Source organism: Frankia sp. AiPa1, from assembly GCF_023243075.1.
Lineage (GTDB): Bacteria > Actinomycetota > Actinomycetes > Frankiales > Frankiaceae > Frankia.
The window spans coordinates 104136-126834 of the sequence record NZ_JALKFZ020000175.1 but is presented as its reverse complement, the minus strand read 5'-3'; the positions used below and the strand labels follow the sequence as shown (position 1 = coordinate 126834).

At 70.7% G+C, this 22699-nt stretch carries 18 protein-coding genes and 2 tRNA genes; 15 read left to right on the top strand and 5 right to left on the bottom strand.

What is annotated here, in order from left to right; genetic code table 11:
- Window positions 1-37: 37 nt before the first annotated feature.
- Complete coding sequence (locus MXD95_RS21705; protein ID WP_250642521.1) at window positions 38-1438, top strand: MFS transporter; 1401 nt, start codon at window positions 38-40, stop codon at window positions 1436-1438.
- A 16-nt stretch (window positions 1439-1454) separates the two neighbouring features.
- On the opposite strand, the gene MXD95_RS21700 is transcribed toward MXD95_RS21705, so the two are convergent.
- Window positions 1455-2882, bottom strand: a complete 1428-nt coding sequence (locus MXD95_RS21700) for an aminotransferase-like domain-containing protein (protein WP_250642520.1) — start codon at window positions 2880-2882, stop codon at window positions 1455-1457.
- Window positions 2883-3052: 170 nt separating this feature from the next.
- Between MXD95_RS21700 and MXD95_RS21695 the strand changes: the two genes are divergently transcribed.
- The 3 genes from MXD95_RS21695 (at window position 3053) to MXD95_RS21685 (ending at window position 6063) form a co-directional block, all read left to right on the top strand.
- A complete protein-coding gene (locus MXD95_RS21695; RefSeq protein WP_250642519.1) occupies window positions 3053-3205 on the top strand; it encodes a hypothetical protein in 153 nt (50 codons plus the stop codon).
- 557 nt (window positions 3206-3762) lie between these two features.
- Complete coding sequence (locus MXD95_RS21690) at window positions 3763-5016, top strand: glycosyltransferase family 4 protein (protein WP_250642518.1); 1254 nt, start codon at window positions 3763-3765, stop codon at window positions 5014-5016.
- Between the two features lie 30 nt (window positions 5017-5046).
- Window positions 5047-6063 (top strand): beta/alpha barrel domain-containing protein, encoded by a 1017-nt coding sequence (locus MXD95_RS21685; RefSeq protein WP_308301548.1) that lies wholly within the window; start codon window positions 5047-5049, stop codon window positions 6061-6063.
- A gap of 7 nt (window positions 6064-6070) precedes the next feature.
- On the opposite strand, the gene MXD95_RS21680 is transcribed toward MXD95_RS21685, so the two are convergent.
- From MXD95_RS21680 to MXD95_RS21670, 3 genes are all read right to left on the bottom strand, one after another.
- Window positions 6071-6553 carry a DUF3291 domain-containing protein gene (locus MXD95_RS21680; protein WP_250642517.1) on the bottom strand — a complete coding sequence of 161 codons (483 nt, stop codon included), beginning with the start codon at window positions 6551-6553 and terminating at the stop codon, window positions 6071-6073.
- Between the two features lie 49 nt (window positions 6554-6602).
- A complete protein-coding gene (locus MXD95_RS21675; RefSeq protein ID WP_250642516.1) occupies window positions 6603-7172 on the bottom strand; it encodes a L,D-transpeptidase in 570 nt (189 codons plus the stop codon).
- 915 nt (window positions 7173-8087) lie between these two features.
- Window positions 8088-8161 (bottom strand) — tRNA-Gly (locus tag MXD95_RS21670).
- A gap of 47 nt (window positions 8162-8208) precedes the next feature.
- Between MXD95_RS21670 and MXD95_RS21665 the strand changes: the two genes are divergently transcribed.
- The 5 genes from MXD95_RS21665 (at window position 8209) to clpX (ending at window position 13260) form a co-directional block, all read left to right on the top strand.
- Window positions 8209-8281: transfer RNA gene (locus MXD95_RS21665), tRNA-Pro, on the top strand.
- Between the two features lie 63 nt (window positions 8282-8344).
- Window positions 8345-9838, top strand: a complete 1494-nt coding sequence (tig, locus tag MXD95_RS21660; RefSeq protein ID WP_250642515.1) for a trigger factor — start codon at window positions 8345-8347, stop codon at window positions 9836-9838.
- 372 nt (window positions 9839-10210) lie between these two features.
- Window positions 10211-10852 carry an ATP-dependent Clp protease proteolytic subunit gene (locus MXD95_RS21655; protein ID WP_250642514.1) on the top strand — a complete coding sequence of 214 codons (642 nt, stop codon included), beginning with the start codon at window positions 10211-10213 and terminating at the stop codon, window positions 10850-10852.
- A 155-nt stretch (window positions 10853-11007) separates the two neighbouring features.
- Window positions 11008-11664: an ATP-dependent Clp protease proteolytic subunit gene (locus tag MXD95_RS21650; RefSeq protein WP_250642539.1), complete on the top strand. Its 657-nt coding sequence runs from the start codon at window positions 11008-11010 to the stop codon at window positions 11662-11664.
- A gap of 306 nt (window positions 11665-11970) precedes the next feature.
- Window positions 11971-13260 (top strand): ATP-dependent Clp protease ATP-binding subunit ClpX, encoded by a 1290-nt coding sequence (gene clpX, locus MXD95_RS21645; protein WP_250642513.1) that lies wholly within the window; start codon window positions 11971-11973, stop codon window positions 13258-13260.
- Window positions 13261-13309: 49 nt separating this feature from the next.
- Here the strand turns inward: clpX and MXD95_RS21640 are convergent, their stop codons facing one another.
- A complete protein-coding gene (locus tag MXD95_RS21640) occupies window positions 13310-14617 on the bottom strand; it encodes a bifunctional folylpolyglutamate synthase/dihydrofolate synthase (protein WP_250642512.1) in 1308 nt (435 codons plus the stop codon).
- A 164-nt stretch (window positions 14618-14781) separates the two neighbouring features.
- Between MXD95_RS21640 and MXD95_RS21635 the strand changes: the two genes are divergently transcribed.
- From MXD95_RS21635 to mrdA, 6 genes are all read left to right on the top strand, one after another.
- Window positions 14782-16293, top strand: a complete 1512-nt coding sequence (locus MXD95_RS21635) for a glutamate ligase domain-containing protein (RefSeq protein WP_250642511.1) — start codon at window positions 14782-14784, stop codon at window positions 16291-16293.
- Between the two features lie 103 nt (window positions 16294-16396).
- A complete protein-coding gene (gene ndk, locus MXD95_RS21630; RefSeq protein ID WP_250642510.1) occupies window positions 16397-16810 on the top strand; it encodes a nucleoside-diphosphate kinase in 414 nt (137 codons plus the stop codon).
- Window positions 16811-17273: 463 nt separating this feature from the next.
- On the top strand, window positions 17274-18305 hold the full coding sequence (locus tag MXD95_RS21625) for a rod shape-determining protein (protein WP_250642538.1): 1032 nt from the start codon (window positions 17274-17276) through the stop codon (window positions 18303-18305).
- Between the two features lie 325 nt (window positions 18306-18630).
- Window positions 18631-19707 carry a rod shape-determining protein MreC gene (gene mreC, locus MXD95_RS21620; protein WP_250642509.1) on the top strand — a complete coding sequence of 359 codons (1077 nt, stop codon included), beginning with the start codon at window positions 18631-18633 and terminating at the stop codon, window positions 19705-19707.
- A gap of 6 nt (window positions 19708-19713) precedes the next feature.
- Window positions 19714-20274 (top strand): rod shape-determining protein MreD, encoded by a 561-nt coding sequence (gene mreD / locus MXD95_RS21615; protein WP_250642508.1) that lies wholly within the window; start codon window positions 19714-19716, stop codon window positions 20272-20274.
- On the top strand, window positions 20271-22670 hold the full coding sequence (gene mrdA, locus MXD95_RS21610) for a penicillin-binding protein 2 (protein ID WP_250642507.1): 2400 nt from the start codon (window positions 20271-20273) through the stop codon (window positions 22668-22670). Before mreD ends, mrdA begins: the two co-directional genes overlap by 4 nt.
- Window positions 22671-22699 lie beyond the last annotated feature (29 nt).

The window sequence follows — 22699 nt, the reverse complement described above, 5'->3', positions numbered from 1 at the left end:
GATTGCCAGGCGCCTGGATGCAGGATAGGACCGATTCGTGAACTGCGCGGGGGTTGCGGAACAGGCGGGGCCGCCGGGCGCCGGGAGGCTGGCGGGATCGTCAGGACCACAGTCGGGGACCGAGGCGCCGGGACGGCTGCTGTGCGTGCTGGCCGGCTCGACGCTGCTGCAGTGGCTCGGCGCCTTTGCCATCGCCCCGATCCTGCCGCTCTACCTGGCTGATCACAACGTCTCCGCCGTCGGCGTCGGGGTGGTGATGTCGGCGTTCTTCCTCGGCGCGTTGCTGTCGCAGTACGCGGCCGGGTGGATGGCCGGGCGCCATGGTCATCGGCCGGTGCTGCTCGTCGGGCTCGCCGCCTACGCCGCCGGCTGCGGAGGTCTGTTCGTCGCCGAGGGTGTCGTCGCCTCGTCGGCGCTGCGGGTGCTGCAGGGCGCGGGGGCTGGGGCGTTCGAGGTCGCCACTCTGACGGCGGTCGCGGCCACCGTCGTCCCCTCGGCGCGGGGGCGGGCGTTCAGCGCGGTCTTCACCGGACAACTGCTGGGCGTGACGATCGGGCCGCTGCTGGGTGGCGTCGCCGGTGAGCAGCACATGCGCGCACTGTTCCTCATAGGCGGTGCGGCGGCGATCCTGGCCTCACTGCCGGTGCTGTGGGCACTGCCGGCCGTGGCCGGCGCGGCACGTGAGCCTGTGTCATCTGGGACGGCAGTGTCATCTGGGACGGCAGTGTTACCTGGGGCGGCAGTGCCAGTGAGCGACGGCTCCTTCCATCCAAGGGGCGTGCAGGAGGTGGCGCGAGCGTCCGGAGCTCGCTTTTCGGGGTGGAGGTGTGGGGGCGGGCTGTGGTCGCCCGGGATCGTCGGACTGCTGCTCGTCGGCGCGAGCGACGGGTTCGCGGTCGGCGTCTACGAGACCTGCTGGAGCCTGCTGATGCGCCGCGACGGAGTGTCGGTGGAGCTCATCGGCCTCACCTTCACCCTGTTCGGGTTGCCCTACCTGCTGTTTGCCTGGCCGGCGGGACGGATGGCGGACCGCCTCGATCGGCGCCGACTGATCATGGTTTCCCGCGTCCTGCGCGCAGGTGCGTTGGCGAGCTATCCGGTGCTGCCCTCACTGTCGATCATTCTCGCCGTCGGCTGCCTGGAGGGCATCGCCCTGGCGGTGATCAATCCGGCCGTGCAGTCCCTGCTGGCCCAGGAAAGCGCGGCCGCCGGTGCGCTCGGCCGTGGGCAGGGCCTGTTCGCGACAGTCGCGACCGCGACGACGGTCCTGGCCTCGCTGGCGTCGGGTGCGTTGTTCGCCGCTGATCACCGGCTCCCGTTCATGCTGGCCGCGGTCATGGTCGTCGCCGTGACGGTCACGCTTCCGGTGCTGTGGCGGCACGTGCTCGGCCCCGTTTCCCGCGCGGACGACCGGACTCTGGCTCTCGCGCGGATCTAGCTGAGGCGGCGGGCGATCATCGTGTCTGGGCGGTCTGGCTGGTCTGGATCGACTGGACAGGGGACTCGTGGAGGGCCTGGGCGAGCAGGGCGACCGCGGTCGGGATGTCCTCGGCGCGGATGCCGGCGTAGGACAGGCGCAGATGGGCGGCCTCCTGCTCGCCGATGGTGAAGTACTGGCCGGGAGCGACCGTGACCCCGAGGCGAGCTGCGGCCGCGACGACGGCCAGCTCGTCCGCCCCGGCGGATAGCCGGAGAAACAGGCTGATCCCGCCGCTCGGCCGGGCGAAGGAACACTCGGGTAGCTCGCGGGTCACCGCTGCGACCAGAGCGGTCGACCGCGCGCGCAGGGCCACACTCACCGTACGCAGCTGCGCGGCCCACCCGGGACCGCTGACCAGCTCGATGACGGTGTGCTGCAGGGGGCGGGAGACGAAGAAGTCATCGACGATCCGCATGGCCGCGATGCGTCCCAACACCGGGCCGCGGGCGATCACCGCGCTCACCCGCAGGCTTGGCGCGAGGATCTTGGTCAGCGACACGATGGTGATGACCTGGCCGCGGTCGTCGTCGACGAACAGCGGGGGCGGGGGCTGCTCGCCCGCGAAGCCGAGCCAGCGGGCGTAGTCGTCCTCGACCACGAAGGCCCCGGCGACCCGGCAGATGTCGAGCACCTCGCCGCGGCGGTCGGCGGCGAGCACGGTGCCGGTGGGGTTCGTGTAGGTCGGCTGGATCACGAGGAGCCGCGCGGACGTGCGGGTGAAGGCGTCGCGCAACAGGTCGGGCCGGATGCCGTCAGCGTCGCAGGGAACCGGGATCGGGGTGAGCCCGGCGCTGCGGGCGGCCCCGAGCGCCCCGGGATAGCAGGGTGCAGCGAACAGCACCGGGTGGCCGGCGGGCAGGATCGCCCGCATGGTCGCGGACAGTGCGCTCTGGCTGCCCGAAGCGATCAGGACGTGATCCGGGTCGGCGCCGAGCTGACGGCCGAACCAGCTGCGTAGTTCCGGCAGTCCACCGGCGGGTGGGCTGGCCCAGGCATCCGGGCGGCGGGCGGCGCGGCTGATCGCGGTGGCCAGCTTGGTGTCGGCGCGCAGGCCGGCGTCGAGGTACCCGGCGCCGAGCTGGTAACCGGGCGCTGCGGCGAGATGCACGACCCGGTCGATGCCGGAAGGGTGCACGGGGCTGGGGCCGAGCGCGACCTGCTGCCAGTCGGTGTCGCCGGCACGCGGGGCGCGGCGCGCCGCGATGAACGTGCCCGACCCGGGCCTGGTTACCAACCGTCCCTCGGAGACCAGACGGCCGAGCGCACGTTGCACGGTGACCGGGCCGACCCCGAACCGCGCCTGCAGGGCCCGCGTGCTTGGCAGCTGCTGCCCGACGGCGCCGGCATCGGCGAGCTGACGAAGCTCTGCCGCGACACGGTCGGTACTGCTATCGTTGGACATGAAATTTGATGATAGCGCTACCGATCGAGGCCTCACACCGCTTTTCATGGCACCCGTTGTCGTCCTGGGACTGCTTCTGACCGCAGTGTCTTCTGCGGTACCGCTGCTCGTACCGGTGCGGAGCCGGTCGGCGCGGTACCTGGTCAGGCGGCCCCGGGCGGTGGTGCGCCATGGCTGAGTTCCTGCTGCTGGCCGTGTTCGCGGTGGTGGTCGGCGTCGCCGCCCTGTGTGGGCCGGACACGCGTGATTCGCGTTACTCGCTTTCCGGGCTGTGGCGCAGTTCCCGCCGGCGCGCGCGACCAGTGCCTTCGGTGCGGCAGTAGACCTGCGCGTCGCGGCGGACGGTCGTGCGGCAGACCGATGAGCTGCTGCGCGGGGGCGGGCCCGCGCCACGATGGGCGCGGTGCTCGATAAGACTGTTACGTCCGAATGGGCATGCCCTGCCGGGGTGAACCCGTTGGGGTGTGGACTGATGTGACGGCGCGGGCCCGGCGGGGGATGGGGATACGCGGCGCGGGGGGCGAGGATGCACCGTTTTTCTTGGCATTATCATGCGCAGTACCACAAGTGTGATCGATCGCGGCCGGCGCCACGAGAATGCCACATTGGTTGGCCGCCGGAGTGGTAGGTGTCGCCCAGTTGTCCCTGACAGTCCGAGACAATCGACCAAGCGTGTGCGGTAGGCGCTGGCGGCATCACACGGTTCCTGAGGGAAACCGTGGAGCGACGCCCGTCGTAGCAGGTCGGCGCGACATCCGGGCGATGACCGGATGTCGCCGGAAGCGGTGTGTCGGATTCGCGGCAACGCAAACCCCGTGCCCGGCCGCGATCGGCTGGGGCTATGGTGAACCGGCCGGAGTTCGCTGCCGTGGGGATGGGTATGGAGATCGTCTTCTTGTGCGAGCAGTACCCGCCGATTATCTGGGACGGGGCGGGTGTGTACACGCACGACATCGCGCACGCGCTGGTCGCGCTCGGCCATCGGGTGCACATCGTGTGCGCGCAGGGTCGCCGCCGCACTGATGAAGACCATGACGGTGTCCTCGTCCATCGGCGACCGCTACTGCGCCTGCCGGTCGGCCGCTACCTGGGCCGCGTGGCCCGCCCGGTGCAGGGTGCGAACCACCCCCGGGACTCGCTGTCCCTGCGCTTCTTCCTGGCCGTGTCCTATGCGTTCTGGCTGCGTCGGCTGGGGCTGCGTCCGGATGTCATCGAGACCCAGGACGGCGAGACCCGCGGGCTGCGCACCGCCCTGCGCCGTGACGTCCCGCTGGTGATCCACCTGCACACGCCGACGATGATGGATGTCCGCCTGCGGGAGGGCAAGCTGCACGGTCGGGGTGCCCTCGCGGACCGGCTCGACCGGTTCTCCGCGCTGCGAGCCGACGCGCGTACCGCGCCGTCCGAGCTGATCGTCACGACGCTGCGCGACTTCGGCTGGCTGAAGAAGAAGACCGACGCCGACGTCATCCCCTACCCGTTCGACCGCTCCCCGTATGCCGAGGTCGTCCCGCCGCAGGGCACCGACCCGGTGCTGTTCGTCGTCGGCCGGCTGGAATGGCGCAAGGGCCTCGACGTGCTGATCGACGCGGCAGCGCGGTTGCAGGAACGAGGCGTCTCACCGACGGTGGTCTTCGCCGGACAGTCCTCGGGCGTCATCGACGGGGTGCCGACCGGCACCTGGCTGGAGCGCCGGGCGGCCGAGCTCGGCGTCTCCTGCCGGTTCGCCGGGCATCTGAGCCGTCCCGAGCTCGTCAAGGCGTACGAGGAGGCACGGGTCGTCGTCGTCCCGAGCCGGTTCGAGAGCTTCTCCATCGCCGGGCTGGAAGGAATGGCCTCCGGGCGTCCGGTCGTCGCGACGAAGACCACCGGAGTCGCGACCTGGGTGGCGAAGTGGGAGGGCGGGACGATCGTCCCGCCGGAGGACCCGCAGGCGCTCGCGGACGCGCTCGAGCCGTTCCTGACCGACCCGGAGCTCGCTGCCACTGTCGGGGCGCGCGGGCGGGTGGGCACCGCGGAGCTGGAGCCGCGCCGCATCGCCGAGCTGCGGGTAAAGGTGTACCAGAAGGCGGTCGACCGCCACAGGTCCCGGCGCCGGCTCGGCCGGGCACGCCCCCGGCCGGCACAGGCCTGAGCCGGACATGCCCGGTTCCGGATCCCGGCGGTGAAGGCGTTGGCCGGTGGTAGCCCGGCTGGTGGCAGTCTGGCTGGTGGCAGTCTGGCTGGTGTTGCGCTGGAACATCCGGTGATGAACGCGGCGGGGACCTGCAAGTCGCTGCGGGATGTCGAGATGTTCGCCCGCAGCGCCGTCGCCGCGGTCGTCGTCGGGTCGATTACCCTCGCGCCGCGGGCCGGCAACGCGGGCACCGTCTACTGGCCCGCCGCGGGTTTCGCGCTCAACGCCCTCGGGCTGCCCAACCGCGGGCTTGACTACTACGCCGAGCACCTGCCACGGATGGTGGAGCTCGCGCACGGCGCCGGCAAGCCGCTCATCGTCAGCATCGCCGGATTCGACGTCGCCGAGTACCGGCAGATGGCCGAGGTCGTCGCCGTGGCCGGAGCCGATCTGATCGAGGTGAATCTGGCCTGCCCGAACGTCTGGGACGGCGGGACGCAGAAGCGGATCGCCTGTTTTGATCCCGGGCAGACGGCGGCGGTCTGTACCGCGGTCGGTGCGGCGCTGGAGACACTGGCCGGGCCGGGCTCGCCCGACGGCACCAGCACCGGCGCGGGCCGTCGAGTCCCGTTCGGGGTGAAGATCTCGCCGTTCTCCGATCCGGCGGCGCTCGCGGGGCTCGTCGCCGCGCTCGGCCAGGTGGTGCGCCCAGCCGGCCACGGACCGGCGGGTCCGCGGTTCGTCACCGCGGTGAACACCTTCCCGAACGCGCTCGCCGTCGACGCGGCGCACCGACCCGTTCTGGACGTGGGGCTGGCCGGGATGAGCGGGCCGGCGCTCAAGCCGATCGCGCTTGGCCAGGTCCGTCAGCTGCGCCGGCTGCTGCCCGACGACATCGCACTCGTCGCCGCGGGCGGGGTGTCCGGCGGGCGGGATGTCGCCGAGTACCTGCACGCCGGCGCGGTGGCGGTACAGGCGGCGACGGTGTTCTGGAACCGGGGCGAGGACCCGTCGGTGTTCGGCGAGATCCTCTCCGGCTGGGTAGACCAGGAAGATCTCGGATAGCCGGGTCTCAGCGGGCGGCCTCCGCGGCGGCCACCGGCGGCGGGTAGGCCAGGCGCAGCGTGAACGCGGTGGCCGTCGGCCCATGGGCGTGCAGGTGCCGGACCCGTTCCTCCGCTTCCGCCGGGTCAGGTCGATGCCCGGCGGGTACCCACCACAGGGCGTTCGTCGACCGTTCGGTGGGGTGAAACCAATCCCGGCGGCTGCGCAGAAAAGCGCTTCCGCCACTGCACAGCACCGCGGCGCCCAGCGCCTCCACCGACTCCCAGACGGCGAGGTTCACCACGACGGCAACCTGCTCGGCCGGGCCCAGCCTGAACGTGTGGATGGTGGCTGGGGGCTTCGCCGCAGCCAGGGACCAGACGAAACCGGGCTGTTCACCGCCTGGCTCGGTGAGTGCCGGAAGGCCGGCGACGAGGTCACCCGGAGTGAGGGCCGCAAGCGGTGCCCTGACGCGGGCGATGTTCACCTGGGCCAGATGATAACCCGTCATGAAAGCAGCGTAGGGATATCCTCGCGCACGCGCCACGAATGGCGCGAGTTTATCCGGTGATGACGATCGGGGTACCGACCGGCACCATTCCCGCCAGTTCTGCGATGTCGGCGTTGCGGAGCCGGATGCAGCCCAGACTCGCGTCCGTACCGACCAGATCGGGACGGTTCGTCCCATGCAGGCCAATGATACCGCCGCCGCCGTTGAAGGTGGTGATCACGTCGGAGAAGCCGGAGAGCCCGAAGGCATAGGGTCCCCACGGCCCGCCTGGGTCGGCCGGGCGCAACAGCTCGGTCAGATAGAACCTGCCGGACGGCGTCGGTGTGTTGCCGGTGCCGATACCCACCGGCAGCCGGGTGATGGTCCGACCGTCACGGGTGACCGTCAGGCGGTGCGCCGTGCGGTCGACGGCGAGCGCGAAGGCGGTTCGGGACAGCCACACGTCGTCGGTGCGCAGCCAGCCCTGCGACCCGTTCGGCCGCACCGGCAACATCACCTGGAGCCAGCCGTCGTCGCGCCGTCGTCGCACGGCGAACACCAGCGGGGCGCCCTGCTGGTTCGGGTTCGTGAGCTGCCCGCGCGCGCTCGTTTCGGACGGCGCCGCATACCAGGTGATCACTGAGCCCGCGGCGTGGGCGACGAGGTGCCCGGCTGCATCGGTACCCGCTGTCGGGGTTCCGTGCGTGGGCCCGGCGGACGCCGTTACCGGCGGAGGACCGGACGGCGGTGACTCTCGCGGTCCGTCACCGGAGCATCCCGTCAGAGCTGCCGTCATGACTGTTATGCCCGCCATGCCCGCCATGCCCGCTCGGGCTCTGGTCCGGGTGAGCCAGCCGCGGGAACTGGCAGGCCGGGCGGGAGCCGGTCCGGTCGTGCCGCGCACGTTCACTCGCTCTCCCTCCGACAGTGACAGGTTACGGCGAGTGAAGCTGCGCCGTGAGTCGTGGAGCGGGCTCGCCATCGGGCCGAGCTGTTCGCCGCGCGCGTCGGGGCAGTCGGCTCGACGCGCCGACCTGGGAGAAATGACGGATTGGCATGTGGTGGGCGAAGCGGGCTGCCCTCTGGATGTGGGCAAGGTCCGCCTGGGGGCGGTCAGGGGCAGTCAGGTGCGTGCGGCGGTGGCGAAGCGGGTGGCTGGAGCGGGTGATCGTGGCCAGAGCGTCGCGCCGCATTGTCCGGGCCCGGCGGGCCCGCCGGTGCGTGCGTTGAGGTCGAGCCCGACCCCGGTGGAAGGACGGTGACGAGGACGGGCGGGATCAGTCGCATGGCATCGCCCTGGCTGGGAGTGCCGTCGCTACCAGTATCTCTTGGCTGAGGGCCACGAACTGGTCGCGTTCTGACGTTGGAGAGTGGGGTGCCGGCCGGCACCCACGCGCCGACAGGCGTGGAACCGTCGACCGAGGTCCGCAGGCCCGCGGGGAGCCCGCGCTTGGCCCTGAACGCGGGTCGGGACGCTCACTTCTGACCGTCGGGACGCTCACTTCTGACCGAAGCGCGGACCTTGGCCGGGAGGGGCCGCGGTGGGGTGGATGACTGGAGCGGGTGACCGGGATCGAACCGGCATGGCCAGCTTGGAAGGCTGGGGCTCTGCCATTGAGCTACACCCGCGAGGTGATCGATGCGAGCTTACCCCGTAGGATGAGCAGGCAACGCCTCGGGGCGTAGCGTAGTGGCTAGCGCGCCTGCTTTGGGTGCAGGAGATCGGGAGTTCGAGTCTCCCCGCCCCGACTGATAGCCCGATAGCCTCGGCGTGTCACCCCGTCCGACGTCGTACCAGGAGACAGCCGCGCCGTGAAGGCCACCAAGGAGACCCTCAGCCCGACCCGGGTCAAGCTCACCGTCGAGGTGCCCTTCGACGAGCTCAAGCCCTCGCTCGATGCCACCTATCGCAAGCTCGCCCGTCAGGTTCGGGTCTCGGGCTTCCGGCCGGGCAAGGTTCCGCCGCGCATCCTCGACCAGCGGCTCGGCCGCGGCGTCATCCTCGACGAGGCCGTTCAGGAGGCTCTGCCGCAGCTCTACTCCGAGGCCGTGCAGGCCGAAGAGGTCGACGTGCTCTCCCGCCCCGAGGTTGACATCACCGAGTTCGCCGACGGCGGCCAGTTGGTGTTCACCGCCGAGGTGGACGTGCGGCCCGAACTGGCACTGCCCGAGTTCTCCGACCTGTCGATCACCGTGGATGCCACCGAGGTCACCGACGAGCAGGTCGAGGAACAGCTCTCGGCGCTTCGTGACCGGTTCGCGCAGCTCACGCCGGTGGAGCGGGTGGTGCGGGACGGCGACTTCATCTCGCTCGACCTGTCCGCCGAAGTGGACGGCAAGCCGGTCGAGGGCGCCGAGGCGACCGGGCTGTCCTACGAGGTCGGCAGTGGCAACCTCGTCGCCGGCATCGACGAGGCGATCATCGGTGCCGCCGACGGCGAGTCCCGGACCTTCACCACGGAGCTGCTCGGCGGTGACCAGGCCGGTGAGGCCGCCGAGGTCACCGCGACGGTCCGCGGGGTCAAGGAGAAGGAACTCCCCGCCCTGGACGACGAGTTCGCCACGATCGCCAGCGAGTTCGACACGCTCGACGAGCTGCGGGGCGACGTGCGCCGCCGCCTGGGTGAGACCCGCAGTGCCGAGCAGGTCGGGCAGGCCCGCGAGAAGCTGCTGGAGGCGCTGCTCGAGCGGGTCGATGTGCCCGTCCCCGACTCGCTGCTCACCAGCGAGGTCGAGGCGCGTGAGCACCGGCTGTCCCACGAGCTGGAGAGTCTCGGCACCGATCGCGCGGGCTACCTGGCCACCCTGGAGAAGTCCGAGGAGGAGTTCGACGCCGAGGTCCGGGAGAACGCCGAGAAGGCCATCCGCTCCCAGTTCATCCTCGACGCGGTCATCGACGCCGAGTCGATCGGCATCGACCAGGGCGAGCTGATGGAGCAGGTGCTCCTGCGCGCCCAGCGCTCCGGTGTGCAGCCGGACGTGTTCGCTCAGCAGCTCGCGCAGGGCGAGGGCCTGCAGGCGCTGATGGCCGACGTGCTGCGGACCAAGGCGCTTTTCCTGCTGCTCGAGAACGTCAAGGTCGTCGACGGTGAGGGCGGCCCGGTGGAGCTCGCGCTGCCGAGCCGTTCCACCTCTGACCTCGACGACTCCGACCCCGAGGTCGCCGCGGCCGAGGACGCCGCACCGGAGGACTCTGTGGTCGAAAGCCCTGCGAGCAGTGAGGTGACGCCCGTTGATGCCGACGCGTCGACCGAGCAGACGCCTGCGCCCTCGGCGGCGGCCGACGCCGGCGACCGCGACATCTGAACCGTCCTCGCGAGACAAACGTCGCAGGCGGGGAACCCCTCTGGACATGCCTGAGGTGTACCCGCGCGTGCGACGACGGCCCCTGGATCCGCTCCGGGGGCCGTCGTCATCTGCGGCTCGTCGTCCGCGGTCGTCATCGGGGCCGCCGCTGTCGGGGCCTGCGCTGGCAGGGTTGCCGTCGTGGTGGCCCCGCCGCCGAGCTCGACCGTGGGTCGTTGTGGGTCGCAGGGTGCCGTCAGATGGCCGTCCGCAGTGGCCGGTCCTCACGCCCAGCGCGAACATCGAGCCTGAAGGGCCGGAACTCGCGCGTGTCACAGATAGTGTCGAGCCGGTCAATCAGCCGCCCCATGTGAGGAAGCCGAGGAGCTGACCGTGAGTAACCTCGCAGTTCCGCGCCTGCCCGTTCCGAGTCCGGAGCTCCGTGCGCCCGGCCAGGGTGGACCCGCCTTCGACGACCAGGTCTTCAACCGTCTCCTGGCCAACCGGATCGTCTTCCTCGGATCGGTGGTCGAGGACACGATCGCCAACACGATCTGCGCGCAGCTGCTGCTGCTCAACGCGGAGGACCCGACCCGGGACATCTTCCTCTACATCAACTCGCCGGGCGGCTCGGTCAGCGCCGGGATGGCCATCTACGACACGATGCAGTTCGTCGAGAACGACGTGGCGACCGTGTCGCTCGGCCTCGCGGCGTCGATGGGCCAGTTCCTGCTGTGCGCGGGCGCCGCGGGCAAGCGCTACTCCCTGCCGCACGCGCGGATCATGATGCACCAGCCGTCCGGTGGGATCGGTGGCACGGCCTCTGACATCGCCATCCAGGCGGAGCAGATGCTCTACACCAAGCGGATGATGCAGGAGCGCATCGCGTTCCACACCGGTCAGCCGATCGAGCAGATCGAGCGCGACTCCGACCGCGACCGGTGGTTCACCGCCGAGGAGGCCAAGGACTACGGCTTCGTCGATCACGTCGTCCAGCAGGCCCGCCAGGTCCCCAGCGAGGGCCCGGTGAGCTGAGCGGCGCCCCCGCGCCCCCGCGGCGGCTGCTGCGGACTCGCACCCGCGGTAGCCGGCCGACCGCCGATCGCCCGGACCGCCACCCACCCCGGACTGCATGTCGTCATCCGTTCCCGGAGGCAGCCACCATGTATCACGAGACGCTCTACCAGCAGATGCGGTCCGAGCAGGCCCACCGGGCTGCCGCCGCGGCGCCGCAGGGCCGCTACGTCCTGCCGAACATCATCGAGAAGACCTCTCGCGGCGAGTACGGCATGGACCCGTACTCGAAGCTGCTCAAGGAGCGGATCGTCTTCCTCGGCGTGCAGATCGACGACGTGTCGGCGAACGACGTGATGGCGCAGCTGCTGTTCCTCGAGTCCGAGGATCCCGACCGCGACATCTCGATCTACATCAACTCGCCGGGTGGGTCGTTCACGTCGCTGACGGCGATCTACGACACGATGCAGTTCGTCCGTCCGGACATCTCGACGATCTGCATGGGGCAGGCGGCGTCCGCGGCGGCGGTCCTGCTCGCGGCGGGTACGCCCGGCAAGCGATTCGCGCTCGAGAACAGCCGGATCCTCATCCACCAGCCGTCCGCGCAGGGCGAGGGACAGTCCAGCGACATCGAGATCCAGGCCCGGGAGATTCTGCGGATGCGCTCGCTGCTGGAGCGGATGCTGGCCGTGCACACCGGCCGCAAGGAAGAGGACATTCGCAAGGACATCGAGCGAGACAAGATCTTCAGTGCCGATGAGGCCAAGGAGTACGGCCTCATCGACGAGGTGATCAAGACCCGTAAGTCCTCCCGCCTCGCCACGACGAGCTGAGGCGTGCCAAGCCCGCGTACCCGGCGATTGGGACCTACCACGCCGGGTACGCAGGCGGACGCACATGTGGTCAGCGGGTCCAGTCCGTGACGCCTTGGCCTAACGGGACGGTGTGGACGCGCGAGGTCGGCCGAGGTGACCGTAGGCTGACCGGTATGAGCCGAGCGATAGGGCACTCACCGGGTCGCTCGGCGGGGTACCGTCCCCACGGGGATGGTTACAGGCAGACATGCGACGACCGGGCGGTGTCAACCGCCCCTGACACGCAGGCGACACCATCGTCTGGACGAAGGGACTGAGTCCTCGGTGGCACGCATCGGTGATGGCGGTGACCTGCTCAAGTGTTCGTTCTGCGGCAAATCGCAGAAGCAGGTGAAAAAGCTCATCGCCGGCCCTGGCGTCTATATCTGCGACGAATGCATCGATCTGTGTAACGAGATCATCGAGGAAGAGCTCTCGGAGTCCTCCGAGCTCAAGTGGGACGAGCTTCCCAAGCCGCGGGAGATCTACGAGTTCCTCGACGGCTACGTCGTGGGCCAGGAGACGGCGAAGAAGACCCTCTCCGTCGCGGTCTACAACCACTACAAGCGGGTGCAGGCCAGCGGATCCGGGGCCGGCGACGGGGTCAAGGGCGAGGTCGAGCTGGCCAAGAGCAACATTCTGCTGCTCGGCCCGACCGGCTGCGGCAAGACGCTGCTGGCCCAGACCCTGGCGCGGATGCTCAACGTCCCGTTCGCCATCGCCGATGCCACGGCGCTCACCGAGGCCGGCTACGTCGGCGAGGATGTCGAGAACATCCTGCTGAAGCTCATCCAGGCGGCTGACTATGACGTCAAGAAGGCCGAAACCGGGATTATCTATATCGATGAGGTCGACAAGATAGCCCGTAAGTCCGAAAATCCCAGTATTACCCGGGATGTGTCGGGCGAGGGAGTGCAGCAGGCACTGCTCAAGATTCTCGAGGGCACCACGGCGAGCGTCCCGCCGCAGGGCGGTCGCAAGCACCCGCATCAGGAGTTCATCCAGATCGACACGACGAACGTGCTGTTCATCGTGGGTGGTGCCTTCGCAGGTCTGGACCGCATCATCGAGTCCCGGATTGGCAAGAAGTCCCTGGGCTTCCGCGCGGTGTTGCACGGCAAGGACGACCCCGACTCCTCCGACGTCTTCGGCGACATCATGCCCGAGGACCTGCTCAAGTACGGCATGATCCCCGAGTTCATCGGCCGGCTGCCGGTCATCACCAGCGTGTCGAACCTCGACCGCGAGGCTCTGATCCGCATCCTCACCGAGCCCAAGAATGCGCTGGTGCGTCAGTACAAGCGGCTGTTCGAGCTGGACAGCGTCGACCTCGATTTCACCTCCGACGCGCTGGAGGCGATCGCCGATCAGGCGATCCTGCGTGGCACCGGCGCCCGTGGCCTGCGGGCGATCATGGAAGAGGTGCTGCTGTCGGTGATGTATGACATTCCGAGCCGCAAGGACGTGGCCCGGGTGGTTGTCACCCGGGAGGTCGTCCTCGAGCACGTCAACCCGACCCTGGTGCCCCGGGACGTCGCGTCCAAGCGCGCCCCTCGCCAGGAGAAGTCCGCCTGACGTCGCGGACGTCGCCTCTGACCCCACCCGAGGCCGCCGGACGCACCGCTCACCACGGCTGTGGCGTCGCGGAGAGGATCCGGCGGGCCTCGGTCAGGTGGTAGAAGGAGCCGGTCACCAGGATCGCCCCGCGGGGGCCTTCCTCGCGCAGGGCAAGCCGGACGGCCGTGGCTACATCGGCGGCTCCCCGCGCCGGCAGCCCGAGCCGCCCGGCGGCGGCGGCGACCTGCTCGACCGGGATGGCCCGTGGCGACGCCGGCTCGCAGCACAGCAGCGACTCCACTCGGGAGCCGGCCAGTTCGGCGAGGGTTCCCTCGAAGTCGTGCCCGCGTAGCGCCCCGTAGACGACAGTCCAGCGCCGGCCCGGGAACTCCTCGGCGAGTGACCGGGTGAGCGCGCCGGCCGCCGCCGGGTTGTGCGCGCCGTCGAGGACCCGCAGCGGACCGGTGCCGACGATCTCCAGCCGGCCCGGGGCCCGCACCGCGGCTAGCCCGGCCCGGACCACGTTGCCCGGCAGCCGGTGGCCGACGAACGCCTCCACCGCGGCGAGCGCGCAGGCCGCGTTGGCCTCCTGGTAGGCGCCGTGCAACGCGAGCAGCACATCGTCGTAGCGGGCGAGCGGCGTGCGCAGGTCGCCCCGGCGACCCGCGGGGTCCGGGCGACCGCGCTCCAGGGCGAACTGGACGCCCAGACGCGCCACGCCCGCTGTGGGCAGGCGGGTGAACACCGGGTCGAAGCGGGCCTCGACCTCGCCGAGGACGAGCTGTGACCCTGGCTTGACGATGCCCGCCTTCTCCTGCGCTACCCCGTCCAGGCTGCCGGCATAGTCCAGGTGGTCGGCGCCGACAGTGGTGATGACCGCGACCCGGCCGTCGACGATGTTGGTAGCGTCCCACCGGCCGAGCAGCCCCACCTCGATGACCGCCACCTCCACCGCGCATGCGGCGAACCAGTCGAAGGCGGCGGCGGTGAGCAGCTCGAAGAACGTCGGCCGTTCGGCCATCGGCGCGGCGGCGTCGACCGCCGCGCCCACATAGCGGGCGAAGGCGTCGTCGTCGATCGGCGCGCCGTCGACCACCAGCCGCTCGTTGACCCGCTCCAGATGCGGGCTGGTGTAAAGGCCGACGCGCAACCCGGCCGCGCCGAGCAGCGCCGCGGTGATCCGGGCGGTCGAGGTCTTGCCGTTCGTCCCGGTCAGGTGGATGACGGGGAAACGGTGCTGCGGATCGCCGAGACGCCGCGCGAGCTCCCGCATGCGGGACAGGCTCGGCACCGGCGGCTGTGAGGTGATCGCCTGCTTCTCCAGGTCGACCGATCGGTCAAGGGCGGCGCGTGCCGCCTCGTATGTCCACGTCACCGGATGACTCCGCCCTTCTGCCCGGCCTGCCGACGCTCGTCTCGTCTGCCTGGACGGCCTCGACAGTAACCACTAGTGCAAGACGGACGAATCCGTGCGCACCGGCGCCGACGCAAACGTGCCGCAACACACTTGGCCGGATAGGTACCCGTAGGATCGGGCCCGTGACAGGCGCTGCTGCCAATGCCGGCCCGACGCCCGGCCCCTCGCCGGGCCAACAGTCGGGTTCCAGGTCATCCGCTGGCGGGGCATCCACGTCGAGACCATCCGCCGCCGGCGCCGCCGGCCCGCTCGGGTCGGCCGATGGGGCGTGGACGGGTCCGGCAGGGTTCACCGCCGCCTACGCGCAGCGGGCCGCGGTCGTGCCGAAATCGGGGCTCACGCGCCTGCGTCGCCTGCTCGACCTCCTCGGCCAGCCCCAGCGGGCGTTTCCGAGCATCGTCGTCACGGGTTCGGTGGGCAAGAGTTCCACCGTCGCCGCGATCATCGCGCTGCTCGATGGGTTCGGTATCCGTGCCGGTAGCCTGCGCGCGCCCACCTGGCTGGGGCCAGCCGCGCAGATTTCGGTCGCTGGCGGGGAGATCCCGGCCGATGCGCTCGGTCGGGCCTACGACGACATCGCGCCGTATCTGCCCCTGGTCGAGGACGACGGGCCGCTGGGAGCCACCGAGCTGCTGGTCGCGGTCGCCGTCGCGGCGTTCGCCGACGCGCCAGTAGATCTTGTCGTGGTGGAGTCCGGTGGGAACGCTCTGGGCGGGTTCGGCGATCTGGCCGACCTGCTCGACGCGCCGGTGACCGCGGTGACCCCGGTGGCCACCTCGTGGTCGGGCCAGGACTGGCCCGAGGACCTCGACGGGTTGCCCGCCACAGCGGACGCGCCGGTGGACACCGCGGCGGACGTGACCTCGGTGGGTACCGCGATCCGGGCGGACACGCTGATCGTGCTGGCGCAGCAGTCCCTGCCGGCCGCGCGGGCCCTGCTTGGGCAGGCGGCCCTGGCCGGGGCCACGGTGGCCCGAGAGGGCATGGAGTTCGGTGTGCTGAGCCGCCGCGTCGCCGTCGGTGGTCAGATGATCACGCTGAAGGGGCTTGGTGGGACCTATGAGGAACTCTTCCTGCCCCTGCACGGCGCGCATCAGGCCCATGACGCGGCGGTCGCGCTCGCGGCCGTCGAGGCGTTTCTCGGCGGCGGGCAGAACCAGCTCGACCTCGACGTGGTGCGCGTCGGGCTCGCCGCGGTCGACGGCCGGGGACGGCTCGAGGTGGTGCGGCGCAGCCCGACCATCATCCTCGACGTCGCGGACAGTCCACTCGCCGTGACCGCCGTGGTGCAGGCCCTGCGGGAGGCGTTCACTTTCGACTCGCTGGTCGGCGTGGTCGCCGTCGACGGGGACGAGGCGCTCGCCGCCCGCATCCTCGCCGTGCTGGAACCGGCGCTTGCGGCGGTCGTGGTCACCAGCGCGGCGACCCCGGCGGCGCTGCCCGTGGACGACCTGGCCGCCGTCGCCGCCGGTGTGTTCGGCGCCGAGCGCGTGGAGGTCACCCCTCGCCTCGACGACGCTCTCGACGACGCGGTCCGGCTTGCCGAGCAGGAATCCGAGCTCGGTGGAGCCGGTGTGCTGGTGACGGGTTCGGCGCCTGTTGTGGGCCGGGCGCGGGCGTTGCTGCGGTCCTGAGGTGGCCCGGTTCGGGCGGTGTGGTGAACCGGGCACCCTGTAAGTTGACGAGGGGCCCGCGGGTTCCCGAGGACGACGACGTCAATGATCGAGAAGGAGTACCGTGTCCGCCGAGCGCACCCTCATCCTGGTCAAGCCGGACGGCGTCAGCCGTGGTCTCGTCGGTGAGGTGGTCGGCCGGCTCGAACGTAAGGGGCTCACCCTGGTGGCTCTCGAGCTGCGCACGCTGGACCGCTCGGTCGCCGAGACGCATTACGGCGAGCATGCGAGCAAGCCCTTCTTCGGGGAGCTCGTCGACTTCATCATCTCCGGTCCGCTGGTGGCTCTCGTGGCCGAGGGGCCGCGGGCCGTCGAGGCCTCCCGCGGCCTGATCGGTGCCACGGACCCGGTGAAGGCGGCGCCCGGCTCCCTGCGGGGTGACTACGCGCTGGAGATCGGCCAGAACCTCGTGCACGGGTCGGACTCGCCCGAGTCCGCCAAGCGGGAGATCGACCTGTTCTTCCCGGGCCTGAGCTGACGCTGGCCCTCGGCCGACGCTGGCGGTGAGCGCACGTCGGCGCCGCGCTGACGGCTCTGCCGCACCGGGGCCGGTCGGTCCCCCCAGGACCACCGGCCACTGGTCGCCGCAAGGGTCGAGAACCCGGCCCGGACAACTGCGCTGTGTAGTGTCTATGTGACCCATGGGTATCCAGCGGGTCGATCCGGTGGAAGCGTGACACGAGCGGCTCCACCGTCGGCCAGGGCAGCGGCGCGCTGCGTGGCGGTCTACGCTTCACGTACTCGCCCGGAGCGTGTTCGGTGGGTCGCGCGAGGCCGGCAGTGTCAGCCGGCCGCGTGCGTCCTGGCGGGAGCTCCGGCCAGCCCTGCCCGAGCAACGAACCCTGTACGTGTTCCACGCGGTTGTCCGGTTCGTGGCCACCGGCGTCGCCGCGCCGGAGGCGGCCAGGACCGCATCCCCCCGGGAAGGTCGGTACCCGTCGATGTCCAGTTCGCTGTCGTTCCTCGGTCGTGACATGGCCGTCGATCTCGGTACCGCCAACACCCTCGTGTATGTGCGGGGGCGCGGCATCGTGCTGAACGAGCCCAGCGTGGTCGCCATCAACACCACGACCTCCGGGATCCTCGCGGTCGGCACGGACGCCAAGCGGATGATCGGCCGCACCCCGGGCAACGTCGTGGCCGTCCGGCCGCTCAAGGACGGCGTCATCGCCGACTTCGAGACGACCGAGCGGATGCTGCGCTACTTCATTCAGAAGGTGCACCGCCGCCGCCACTTCGCCAAGCCGCGGCTGGTTGTGTGCGTGCCGTCGGGGATCACCGGGGTGGAGCAGCGGGCAGTGAAGGACGCCGGGTACGAGGCGGGTGCGCGGCGCGTGTTCATCATCGAGGAGCCGATGGCCGCCGCGATCGGGGCGGGCCTGCCGGTGCACGAGCCGACCGGCAACATGGTCGTGGACATCGGCGGCGGCACCACCGAGGTCGCCGTGATCTCGCTGGGCGGCATCGTCACCAGCCAGTCGATCCGTACGGCCGGGGACGAGCTGGACGTCGCGATCATCTCCTACGTGAAGAAGGAGTACTCGCTGATGCTCGGCGAGCGCACCGCGGAGGAGATCAAGATGGCGATCGGCTCGGCTTACAAGGTGCCCGAGGAGCCCAGCGCCGAGATCCGCGGGCGTGACCTGGTCACCGGGCTGCCCAAGACAATCGTGGTGACGGCGGAGGAGATCCGCAAGGCGATCGAGGAGCCGGTCAACGCGGTGATCGACGCGGTGAAGGTGACCCTCGACCGCTGCCCCCCGGAGCTGTCCGGCGACATCATGGACCGTGGCATCGTGCTCACCGGTGGTGGGGCGCTGCTGCGCGGCCTCGACGAGCGGCTGCGCCATGAGACCGGCATGCCGATCCACATCGCCGAGAACCCGCTGCACTCGGTGGCGATGGGCTCCGGCAAGTGCGTCGAGGAATTCGAGGCACTGCAGCAGGTGCTGATCTCCGAGCCGCGGCGCTAGCACCGGGTACCGGTCGATCGGCATCGCGTGCCGCTCACGGGTCCGCCGGGTGCGGGCCGCCCGGAGTGAGGCACCCGCGCCGAGCAGGTGCGGCTCGTCCGTGTGGCACCGGGTTGCGGGCCGGCCGGGGCTCCGCAGGGGACCACTTCCGGGTGGACTCCTGGCTGGGTCGGCCGGACGTGTTCGTCCCGTCGAGAAGTGCGGGGTGGATCCGGGAACGCCGCGGCGGCATGAATCGTCCGATGGGGGCGACGGGAGGGTTGTCCGGCGCCCGACGCACGCCCGATCGCTGTACGTGACTGGAAGAGTTGGTTCGGAGGCCGTTGTGGGGCGTGGCACAGGGCGATCCCGCCTGGTGATCGTCGCTCTGCTCATCCTGGCGTTCACCCTGATCACGCTCGACTACCGGACGGGTAGGTCGGCGACCGGCGCCCGCGGCGTAGTGCACAGCGCGCTCGGCGGCGTCGAGGACGGGCTGACCGCGGTGGTGCGGCCGGTCGGCCGCGCCCTTTCGTCCCTGGCGCACCCGAACCGCTACCACGACCGCGCCGACCGGCTCGCCGAGGAAAACGCCAAGCTACGCCGCCAGCTCGCCGACGACGGCGAGATCACCCGCACCGGCAAGGAACTGGCCGACCTGCGGCTGCTCGCGGACAAGGGGCAGTACTCCCTCGTGCCCGCGAAGGTGATCGCGATCGGCGACGTCTCCGGAACCGACTGGACTGTCACCATCAACGCGGGCAAGGCCGACGGCGTGGCTGCCGACAAGACCGTCGTCAACTCCGACGGGCTGGTCGGGACGGTCGCCACGGTCACCGCGCACACCGCCGTCGTGCGGCTGGCCTGCGATCCGAACAGCCGCATCGGTGCCCGCCTCGAACGCACGCAGCTGCTCGGCGCCGTGGCTGGCGGCCAGGGGCCGTCCAGCCTGGTGTTCACCTTGTACGACGCGTCATACCGGGTGCAGAAAGGCGACCGGCTGACGACCTTCGGCAGCCTGGACTATGTCGCCGGTGTGCCGATCGGCGAGGTCACCAAGGTCACCGACGTCGGGGGGCTGTCGCGGACCGCGGAGGTGAAACCGTACGTCTCGGTCGGCTCACTCGATCTTGTCGGTGTGGTTGTCGCCCGTCCGTCGACCGATCCCGGCGACCGCCTGCTGCCTCCACGGCCCGCTCCTGCCGCGTCCGCCGCGCCCACGACCCCGCCGCCCACGACCCCGCCGTCCTCGGCGCCCTCCCCTGCGGTGTCAGCGGGTGGCACGGCTTCCCCGGGAGGCACCGTCTCCCCAGGAGGCGCGGCCTTGCCGGGCGGCGGTGCGTCCACGGGGGCGATCGGATCCCCGCGGGCGGCTGTGTCGCCGAACGCTCCGGTGGCGGCTGGCGCGGTCGGGGCTGGCTGAGCCGGCATGTGGGAGATCCTCGATACCGACGAGTCCGTGCGGGTGCGCACGGTGGCCGTCGCCGTCGTGCTGCTCGTGATCGCGAGCGTCGTGCAGGTCTCGGTCGTGGCCCGTCTTGACCTGCCCGGCGGCCGGTTCGACCTCGTTCTCGTGCTGCTGGCGTCGGTCGCGCTGATCGAAGGGCCGCTGGTGGGGGCGATCAGCGGCTTTGTGGCCGGGCTCGTGGCCGATCTGGCGTCGACGCACGTTCTCGGGCAGTCTGCTCTCGTAATGTGCCTGATCGGTTACGCTGTGGGTCTGGTGATGGATGCGGCGGAGCAGTCGGTGGCGGTGCCCCTCGTGGTGATCGGTGGGGCCGGTGCGCTGGGCACTCTGGGCTATGGGGCAATCACGTCCCTGCTCGGCGAGGCGGCGATGACCGGAGGGGAGGCGGTGGGCCGAGCCCTGGCAGCCGGTCTGTACGCGATGCTGGCCACGCCGTTCGTCTTCCCGTTGTTGTCGCGCGGCGCGCGCCGGCTGGCCGGTGACCGCCGGCTGGCCGGTGACCGCCGTCGGGGCGGCCGATGAACGACCGGATGCGGATTCGCGTCACGCTGCTCCGGGTGGTGGTGCTCTCGCTGCTGGTCACGCTGGGCGCACGCCTGTGGGTGCTACAGATCCTCGACGGTGATCACTACCGGCAGGTCGCCGAAACCAACCGGGTGCGCGAGGTGGTCACCCCGGCCACCCGGGGCATGATCCTCGACGACCACGGCCAGCCACTCGTGCGCAACCGCACGTCGCTGGTCATCTCGGTGAACCGGTCGACAACCGACCGGCAGGCCGACCACGGCAAGGCCGTCCTCACCCGACTGGCCAGCGTCATCGGCACGCCAGCGAGCGAGCTGGAACAGCGCGTCCGGTTCTGCACCGCGACGGTGCGGCCGCCCTGTTGGAACGGTTCGCCCTACCAGCCGGTTCCCGTCGCCAAGGATGTCTCCCCGCAGCAGGCCCTGGCGGTGATCGAGCACCCCGACCGGTTCCCCGGGGTGTCCGCCGACCTGCAGGCCGTCCGGGAGTACCCGCACGGGTCACTCGCCGCCCACGAGCTCGGCTACCTCGCCCCGGTCACCCAGGATCAGCTCGACAAGCAGGGCGACGAGAAGGGCTACCACCTCAACAGCCTGATCGGCGTCGCGGGCCTGGAGAGCACCTACGACGACGAGCTGCGCGGCGTCGACGGCGTCCAGCGCCTCGAGGTCGACCGGTTCGGCCGGGTCGCCGGCACCGCCTCCACCGCCGCGCCGGTCAGCGGCGACCATCTGGTGCTCAATCTCGATCTTGGTGTGCAGGAGGCCGCCGAGCAGGCCCTGCAGGACACCATCAACAAGCTGGGCGGGGGTTCGCGCACCGCGTCGGCGGTCGTGCTGAACGCCCGCGGCGGCGGAGTGGTCGCGATGGCGAGCCTGCCCTCGTACGACCCGTCGGTGTTCGTCGGCGGCGTGTCGGAGGAGGACTATCAGGCGCTGTCCGACCCGGCCAACGGCATCCCGTTGCTGTCCCGGGCCTACCAGGGATCGGGTGCGGCCGGTTCCACCTTCAAGCCGGTCTCAACCGCCGTGGCCATGCAGAACCTCGGCGCCACCGGTGACCAGGACTTCTCCTGCTCGCCGACGCTGCAGATCGGCGACCAGATCTTCCACAACTTCGACGGTGAGTCCGCGGGGCCCATCACGCTGCACCAGGCCCTGGTCATCTCCTGCGACGTCATCTTCGACCAGTTCGCCTACGACGCCTGGCTCGCCGACGGCGGCCTGCGCAACGGCCGCGGCCCCTACACCCAGCCCAAGGAGTACTTCGTCCGGATGGCCGAGGCCATGGGCTTTGGTAAGGCCACCGGCATCGACCTGCCCGGGGAGTCGAAAGGCTCCGTGGTGGACCGAGCCGACGCCAAGGCCGTCTGGGAAGAGCTGAAGGACTCCTACTGCCGGCGGGCGAAGAACGGCTACCCGGAGGAGAAGGATCCGGCGACAGCGGAGCGTTACCGCAAGTACGCCGCTGAGGCCTGCGTCGACGGCTATCTCTACAACGCCGGTGCCGCCACCCAGTTCGCCATCGGGCAGGGCCAGTACCTCTCGGTGAGCCCGCTGCAACTGGCCAGCGCGTACGCGGCGATCGCCGACGGCGGGACGCTGTACAAGCCGATGCTGGCCAAGGCCGCGATCTCACCAGAGGGCAAGATCGTGCGGACCTACCAGCCGAGCAAGGCCGGCATCCTGCCGGTCGACCCGAAGATCCTCGCCTACATCCGCGACAGCCTCAAGGGCGTGACCACCGAGCCCGGTGGCACCGCGAGCGGAGTGTTCGCCGACTGGCCGAGCGCGCAGATCCCGATCGCCGGCAAGACCGGTACCGCCGAGGTCGAGGGCAAGGGTGACACGTCCTGGTTCGCCTCGTTCGCCCCGGCCGACAATCCCCAGTACGTCGTCGTGGTCACAATTCCGGAATCGGGGCAGGGCGCCCAGTACGCCGCCCCTGTCGCCAAGCGGATCTACCAGGCCATCTACGGCGTCGGCCAGCAGGCCGCGCAGCCCGGTGGCAAGCCGCCGGCCAGCCTGCCGAAGATCAACCGCGACGGCACGATCGCCGCGGCCACGATCAGCGACCCGTTCACCGCGGTGGGTGCCGCCAGCGGGGCGACCCCGACCCCGGCGGCGAACACGGCCACCCCGCCGAACCCCGCCGGCGCGCTGCTGCCCGCGCTGACGGCCACGCCCACGAAGGCCCCTGACCCGCCGACGCCTGCCACCAGCACGCCGGTGTCCCACGCTCCCGCCATCGGTGACCTACCGGTGAGGGGAGCGGCGTCCGGTGGTGTGGATGGCGGATCCACCACCGGGCGGGCGCCACCCGGCAGCGGTGCGCCCAGCGGCGCCGCCGCTGGGATGACGCCGGCGTCCGCGCCGAGCCGCGCCCCGCCTTAGCCAGCCGCGCCGAGCCGCGCCCCGCCTTA